The 982-nt window shown below is 48.2% G+C and carries 1 rRNA gene; it reads left to right on the forward strand.

Features of this window, described 5'->3' with window-relative positions:
* Positions 1-356 precede the first annotated feature (356 nt).
* Positions 357-982: ribosomal RNA gene (locus IRZ77_RS26680) — 23S ribosomal RNA — on the forward strand; the annotation flags it as partial.

Genomic DNA, 982 nt, shown 5'->3' on the forward strand with positions numbered 1-982 from the left:
AGGTAGCCGTAGGGGAACCTGCGGCTGGATCACCTCCTTAATCGACGACATCAGCCTGCTGATGAGCTCCCACACGAATTGCTTGATTCATGGTTGAAGACGACTAGGCCCTGCAAGGGTCGAGTGTTGTTCCTGATCAGAACTCGGAAATGAGCATTCGCTTCGAATGTTGATTTCTGACTTTTGTCAGATCGTTCTTTAAAAATTCGGATATGTGATAGATATAGACTGATGACCAGTTTCACTGCTGGTTAATCAGGCTAAGGTAAAATTTGTGAGTTCTGCTCGAAAGAGCAACATGCGAATTTTCGGCGAATGTCGTCTTCACAGTATAACCAGATTGCTTGGGGTTATATGGTCAAGTGAAGAAGCGCATACGGTGGATGCCTTGGCAGTCAGAGGCGATGAAAGACGTGGTAGCCTGCGATAAGCTTTGGGGAGTCGGCAAACAGACTGTGATCCAGAGATCTCTGAATGGGGGAACCCACTCAGCATAAGCTGAGTATCTTGTACTGAATACATAGGTGCAAGAGGCGAACCAGGGGAACTGAAACATCTAAGTACCCTGAGGAAAAGAAATCAACCGAGATTCCCTTAGTAGTGGCGAGCGAACGGGGACCAGCCCTTAAGTTGATTTGAGATTAGTGGAACGCTCTGGAAAGTGCGGCCATAGTGGGTGATAGCCCCGTACACGAAAATCTCTTGTCAATGAAATCGAGTAGGACGGAGCACGAGAAACTTTGTCTGAATATGGGGGGACCATCCTCCAAGGCTAAATACTACTGACTGACCGATAGTGAACCAGTACCGTGAGGGAAAGGCGAAAAGAACCCCGGAGAGGGGAGTGAAATAGAACCTGAAACCGTATGCGTACAAGCAGTGGGAGCCTACTTGTTAGGTGACTGCGTACCTTTTGTATAATGGGTCAGCGACTTATATTCAGTGGCGAGCTTAACCGAATAGGGGAGGCGTAGCGAAAGCG

The organism is Pseudomonas pudica (assembly GCF_015680405.1).
Taxonomy (GTDB): Bacteria; Pseudomonadota; Gammaproteobacteria; order Pseudomonadales; family Pseudomonadaceae; genus Aquipseudomonas; species Aquipseudomonas pudica.